Annotated in this window: 5 protein-coding genes; 2 read left to right on the top strand and 3 right to left on the bottom strand. The window is 67.4% G+C overall.

Features of this window, described 5'->3' with window-relative positions; translation table 11 throughout:
• Window positions 1–50 precede the first annotated feature (50 nt).
• Window positions 51–1,937 (top strand): sulfate adenylyltransferase subunit CysN, encoded by a 1,887-nt coding sequence (cysN, locus tag AC1DX5_RS23250; RefSeq protein WP_478017632.1) that lies wholly within the window; start codon window positions 51–53, stop codon window positions 1,935–1,937.
• A complete protein-coding gene (locus tag AC1DX5_RS23245; protein WP_478017630.1) occupies window positions 1,934–2,671 on the top strand; it encodes a 3'(2'),5'-bisphosphate nucleotidase CysQ in 738 nt (245 codons plus the stop codon). The genes cysN and AC1DX5_RS23245 overlap by 4 nt, the downstream gene beginning before the upstream one ends.
• A gap of 161 nt (window positions 2,672–2,832) precedes the next feature.
• Here the strand turns inward: AC1DX5_RS23245 and AC1DX5_RS23240 are convergent, their stop codons facing one another.
• From AC1DX5_RS23240 to kdpC, 3 genes are all read right to left on the bottom strand, one after another.
• Window positions 2,833–4,848: a TonB-dependent receptor plug domain-containing protein gene (locus AC1DX5_RS23240; RefSeq protein WP_478017628.1), complete on the bottom strand. Its 2,016-nt coding sequence runs from the start codon at window positions 4,846–4,848 to the stop codon at window positions 2,833–2,835.
• A 155-nt stretch (window positions 4,849–5,003) separates the two neighbouring features.
• Complete coding sequence (locus AC1DX5_RS23235; RefSeq protein WP_478017625.1) at window positions 5,004–5,693, bottom strand: response regulator; 690 nt, start codon at window positions 5,691–5,693, stop codon at window positions 5,004–5,006.
• Between the two features lie 8 nt (window positions 5,694–5,701).
• Complete coding sequence (gene kdpC, locus AC1DX5_RS23230; protein WP_478017623.1) at window positions 5,702–6,286, bottom strand: potassium-transporting ATPase subunit KdpC; 585 nt, start codon at window positions 6,284–6,286, stop codon at window positions 5,702–5,704.
• Between the last annotated feature and the right edge of the window lie 35 nt (window positions 6,287–6,321).

The following is a 6,321-nucleotide window of genomic DNA, read 5'->3' as shown; positions in this document are numbered from 1 at the left end:
CCCCCAACCCCTCCCGCGAGCGGGAGGGGAGTTATGAAACCGACGCCCTCATCGCCTCCGACATCGACGCCTATCTCACCCTCCACCAGAACAAGTCGCTGCTCCGGTTCATCACCTGCGGCTCGGTCGACGACGGCAAGTCCACCCTGATCGGCCGCCTGCTCTACGATTCGAAGATGATCTTCGAGGATCAGCTCGCCGCGCTCGAGGCGGACAGCAAGCGAGTCGGCACCCAGGGCCAGAATATCGACTTCGCSCTKCTSGTCGACGGCCTCGMCGCCGAGCGCGAGCARGGCATCACCATCGACGTCGCCTATCGCTTCTTCGCCACCGAGAAACGCAAGTTCATCGTCGCCGACACGCCCGGCCATGAGCAATACACGCGCAACATGGTCACCGGCGCGTCAACCGCCGATCTCGCCGCGATCCTGATCGACGCGCGCAAAGGCGTGCTCACCCAAACGCGCCGCCACTCCTATCTCGTCAACCTGCTCGGTATCCGGCACATCGTGCTCGCGGTGAACAAGATGGACCTGGTCGGCTATGATCAGGCGACCTTCGACGCGATCGTCGAGGACTATCGCGCCTTTGCCGACTCGATCGGCATCGAAAACTTCACCGCCATCCCGCTCTCCGGTCTCGCCGGCGACAATATCGCGTCGCGCTCCGACGCGATGGACTGGTACACCGGCCCTTCGCTGATCGAGCATCTCGAAACCGTGCCGCTCGGCACCGACGCCGCGCAGGACCGTGCGTTCCGCCTGCCGGTGCAATGGGTCAACCGCCCCGATCTCGATTTCCGCGGCTTTGCCGGCATGATCGCCTCGGGCGTGGTGCGCCCCGGCGATGCCGTGCGCATCCTGCCCTCGGGCAAGACCAGCAAGGTCGCCCGGATCGTCACCATGGATGGCGATCTCGACCAGGCCGTCGCCGGCCAATCGGTGACGCTCACCCTCACGGACGAAGTCGACTGCTCGCGCGGCGACGTGATCGCCACCGCATCGTCCCCGCCCGAGGTCGCCGACCAGTTCAAGGCGACGATCGTCTGGATGGCCGAGGACCAGCTCCTCCCCGGCCGCACCTATTGGATGAAGATCGGCACCCAGACGGTCGGCGCGACCGTCCAGCCGCCCGATTATGCCGTCGACATCAACACGCTCGCCGAGCTGTCGGTGAAGACCTTGGGCCTCAACGATATCGGTGTCGCCCAGCTTTACACCGACCGGCCGATCGTCTTCGAGGCGTTCGACGAAAGCGCCGATCTCGGCGGTTTCATCCTGATCGACCGCGCGACTAACGCCACGGTCGCGGCGGGCATGCTGACCTATTCGCTCCGCCGCGCGCAGAACGTGCATTGGCAGGCGATCGACGTGACCCGCGAGGCGCATGCCGCGCAAAAGGGTCAGCACCCGAAGGTCCTGTGGTTCACCGGCCTCTCAGGCTCGGGCAAGTCGACCATCGCCAATCTGGTCGAGAAGAAGCTCCACGCGCTCGGCCGCCACAGCTTCCTGCTCGACGGCGACAATATACGGCATGGCCTCAACAAGGATCTCGGCTTCACCGATACCGATCGGATCGAGAATGTCCGCCGCATCGGCGAGGTCGCCAAGCTGATGGCCGATGCCGGGCTGATCGTGCTGACGGCGTTCATCTCGCCTTTCCGCGCCGAGCGCGAGCTGGTGCGATCGATGCTGCCGCATGGCGAGTTCGTCGAGATCTTCGTCGACACCCCGCTCGCCGAGGCGGAGAAGCGCGACGTGAAGGGCCTCTACGCCAAGGCGCGGAGCGGCGAGATCGCCCATTTCACCGGCATCTCCAGCCCCTATGAGGCGCCCGAGCGGCCCGAGGTCCGGATCGACACGACGCGCGAAAGCCCCGAGGCGGCAGCGGAGCGGATCGTCGAGCATATCATGGGCGTCTGGAGCCCCGATCTGTGACCGACGCTGAAGTCGCCCGGTCGGTCGCGCTCCAGGCGGCCGCCCTGCTGCGCGAGCTGTGCGCCGCCGGCAATTGCATTGATGCGGATCTCAAGCGGCGCGGCGATGCCGAAGCCAATGCCCTGATCCTCGACCTGCTTCATGCCGACCGTCCCGACGACTTCGTCCTGTCGGAAGAGGCCGCCGACGACCGCACGCGCTGCGCCGCCAGCCGCGTCTGGATCGTCGATCCGCTCGACGGCACACGCGAGTTCGGCGAACGACGCGAGGATTGGGCTGTCCATATCGGCCTGGCGATCGATGGGGCGCCGGTGACCGGCGCCGTCGCCCTGCCCGCGGCGCACCGCATATTCGTCACCGATGACGCGCCGCCCGTCTGGCCCCCGCTCCCCGTCCGCCCGCGCATGGTGGTCAGCCGCACCCGCGCGCATGCAATCGTCCAGCAGGTGGCGGAGACGCTCGGCGCCGAGCTGGTGCCGATGGGCTCGGCGGGCGCGAAGGCGATGGCGGTGGTCGACGGCCAGGCCGAAATCTATCTCCACGCCGGCGGTCAATATGAATGGGACAATTGCGCGCCGGTCGCAGTCGCGCTGGCGGCCGGCCTGCATGCCTCGCGCATCGACGGCAGCCCGCTCGTCTATAATTGCGCCGATCCCCTTCTCCCCGATCTGCTGATCTGCCGCCCCGAATATGCCGAGGCGGTGCTGGCCGCGGTGGCCGCGACAGCTGCCTGAACCGCCGGCGGGCGGACAGATCGATTTAAATCTGGTCCGCGCATGTCACTATAGCCTTGCGGCGATTGTCTTGCCTCGACCGGCTCTTTCTCATGACTGGAGATATCGAAGGCCCGGGCCTGTTCCGCACCTTTTATCGAGGGAACAGGTGATAGTTGGATTTAGCTGCCGAACTTCACGCCGATCCACAGCGTGCGTGGCGTGCCGAGGTCCATCGATCCGCCTGCGTTGCGCGTGATGACCGTCTCGTCGAACAGATTCTCCGCGCGCGCCACGATGGTGAAATGCCGGCCGATCGGCAGCCGGGCGACCGCGTCTACCGTCGTCGCCGCCGGCAGCACGCCGGTCTGCAGATCGTCCTCATATTGCTTGCCGACATAACGGACGGTGGTCGAGAAGGAGGGACCGGCCTTGGGCTCCCATGCCAGGGTGGCGCTCGCCGCATGCTGCGGGCTCTGCGCCGGGATCAGGCCGTTGAGGGCGGCCGAGGCGCCCGACGCACGGACATGGCTGTCGCTGAGCGCATAGGAGCCGTCGAGCGACACCGCACCGTGGCGAAGACCGGCGGTGACCTCGATCCCCTTTGCGACGATCGCATCGACATTCTGGCGCTGGCGCAGGTTCGTGCCGATCGTCACATTGGCGATGGCATTGTCGAGCCGGTTGTAGAAGCCGGTCAGTCCGATCGAGATGCCCGGCGCCGGCGTCAGGTCGATGCCCCCCTCGACCCCTTTCAGCTTCTCCAGACCCAGATTTTCATTGGCCTGAGTCAGGATCGGAAAGACCTGGAAGGGGCGGTACAGTTCGTTGAGCGTCGGCAACCGGAAGCCGGTATACCCCGCCGCCCGCAGCGCGACCGCGCTGGTCACATGATAGAGCGCCCCGACCCGGCCGGTCGCCTCGAACCCGTCGCGATCGGCGAAGCGGTTGTCCTTGGTGGTCGCGCCGGCCCCGGAAAGCTCGCGGATGAAGCCGTTGGTCAAGGTCCAGCGGTCGCCGCGCACGCCACCGGTCAGCACGAGATGGCCGATCGTCCAGTCGTCCTCGATAAAGGCGCCGATGGTGCTGCTGTTACCGCCCGCGTTGCGGCGCGTGGTGACGGCACCGCTGGCGGCGTACGCGTCCTCATACAGCTCGCCATCCGCAAGCCGCGCATCGACACCGACGCGGAGCACATGGTCGGCGCCGATCGGGGGCCGCACCTCGATCTTGCCGCCCAGGCCGGTAGACGGCGTATTGCGCTGGTCGAGCGTCAGCTTGAAACTGGTCGCGCTGATCACCTTGTTGGTGAAGTTGCGCGCCTGGACATAGGCCAGCGCATCGATTGCCCAGTCGCCGCGATGGACCAGACGGATGCTGGCATCCTGCCCTTCCGAGCTGCTGTCGGCGCCCTTGAAGCGCAAGGTGCGGTTGTCGCGGAACACGAGGCCCCGCGCCTGGATCTCGGTCTCGGCATCGACCGGGACGACCGCGCGGACACCGCCCGACCAATCCTCGAACCGCGCGCGCGAATCGGCGGGCGTGCGCTGCGAATCGGGCGTGGTGCGATAGCCGTCGCTGCGTTCCCACTTGCCCGAGACGGACACGAACCCGCCGCCCAAATCGGGAGTCAGGCTGGCCGTGACGTTCTGCGAATCATAGCTGCCGTAAAAGGCGCTGCCCGCCAGGAGCGGCAGGTCGGCCCGCGTCGCGCTGGCCAGCTCGACCGTCCCGGCGACGGCGCCCGCGCCGAACGCGCCCGCGCCGCCGCCGCGTGTGATGCGCACGCCCGAGAAGCGATCGCCGACCAGCGCGTTGAACGGGATGTAACCGAAGAACGGATCGGCCAGCGGCACACCGTCCAGCAGCACCAGTGCCCGGCTCGAGGCGTTGCCGCCCAGCGCGCGCAACGTCACGCCCTGTGCCGACGGATTGGCCGAGCGGCTGTCCGACCGGCGGAATTGCTGCAGCCCGGCGACATCGGCCAGCACATCCTCGACCCGGCCCGACGCGTCGTTGGTCAGCCGGTCGCGGTCGATCACCACGGAGCCATAAGCGGGCGTACCGGGCGGGAGCGGCAGGCCGGAGCCGAGGACGACGATATCGGCTGGGTTGGTGGCGTCAGGCGTGGCCTGCTGCGCGAGCGCCGGAACGGGAAGCAACAGGGCAACAAGAGGGAGACCGTAAAAGCGACGCACCGGCAACTATCCTCGTCCGTGAATGATCTTGGCACATCCTATATGATTCGGAGGCGCAACGGCCCACCTAGGGGCTTTAGGCCGCGCGCGCTACATGATCGGCGGCGGCGCGGCGCGCAATGTCATTGATTTTCGGGAGTGCCCGAACGCCTCGACTAGGCCGCGCCGGTCAACCGATACCCCACGCCGATCTCGTTGCGAATGATCGTCGGCTGCGCGGGGTCCGGCTCCAGCTTCTGGCGCAGGTTGCGAATGACGATACGCAGATACTCCACCCGGCTTTCATGCGCGGGTCCCCACACGTCGCGGAGCAGTTGCGCATGGCCGACGATCCGGTCGGGCCGCCGCGCCAGTTCGGCCAGCACGCCATATTCCTTGGGCGAGAGATGGACCTCCTCCCCTGCCCGCAGCACGCGGCGGCTGTCGAGATCGATCGTCACTTCCCCGATCGTCACCACCGGCTGTGCCGTCTGGTCGGCGAGCCGGTGGCGCAGTGCCGTGCGGATGCGGGCAAGCAGTTCCTCGGTGTCGAACGGCTTGGTCAGATAATCGTCGGCGCCGAGATCGAGCGCCGCGACCTTCTCGGCGGTATCCTCGCGCGCCGAGACGACGATCAGGGTCGCGCCGCGCGCCTTGATCAACTGGATCAGCTCGAGCCCGTCGCGGTCGGGCAGGCCGAGATCGAGCAGCACCATATGGGGCTTGTCGATATCGAGCAGCGACAGCCCTTCCCGGGCCGTCGCCGCCTCCCCGGCCTTGTAGCCGGCGCGTTCGGCGGCGACGCGCAGCAACCGGCGGATATGCGCGTCGTCCTCGACGATCAGGACCTTGGCGGCGATCGGCATGCCCCTTGTTACGGCCGCGCCGCCGCGCGGTCGAGCGCCCGGTTTAGCGCCAGCACGTTCACGCGTGGCTCGCCGAGGAAACCGAGCAGCGGATGCTCGGCCTGTGCCTCGACCAGCACGCGCACGTCACCGGGTGTGAGCCCCCGCGCCTTCGCGACGCGGTCCACCTGATAAAAAGCCGCCTCGGGGCTGATATGGGGGTCGAGCCCCGAGGCGGAGGACGTCACCAGATCGGGGGGGACCCTGTTGCTTCCTGGTGAAGGGGGGTTGGCGGCGACATCGGCCTTGACCCGGTCGGCCAGCGCCTGGGATGCCGGGCCGAGGTTCGAGCCCGACGACGCGCTGGCATCATAGCCCTTGCCCGCCGCAGAGGGGCGGCCATGGAAATAGCGGTCGCCGGAAAAGCCCTGGCCGATCAGCTCGGAGCCGATGATCTTGCCGTTCTCGGTGATCAGGCTGCCGTTCGCCTGGGCGGGGAACAGCGCCTGGCCGACGCCGGTGAGCGCGAGGGGATAAGCGAGACCCAGTAGCAGCGCATAGCCAATGGTCAGCGCGAAGGCGGGGCGGAGGGCGGATTTCAGGTCGGTGAGCATGTCTTCAGTTCCTTATGTGCTCCCGCGAAGGCGGG

It is taken from the genome of Sphingomonas sp. P2_B6, assembly GCF_056404755.1.
Note: the sequence above shows the minus strand (reverse complement) of the source record. Positions and strands in the feature narration are given on the sequence as shown.

Coding starts and splice junctions, on each gene's coding strand:
- kdpC (WP_478017623.1), bottom strand. CDS start 6,286: ATGCTCACCGACCTGAAATCCGCCCTCCGCCCCGCCTTCGCGCTGACC.
- AC1DX5_RS23235 (WP_478017625.1), bottom strand. CDS start 5,693: ATGCCGATCGCCGCCAAGGTCCTGATCGTCGAGGACGACGCGCATATC.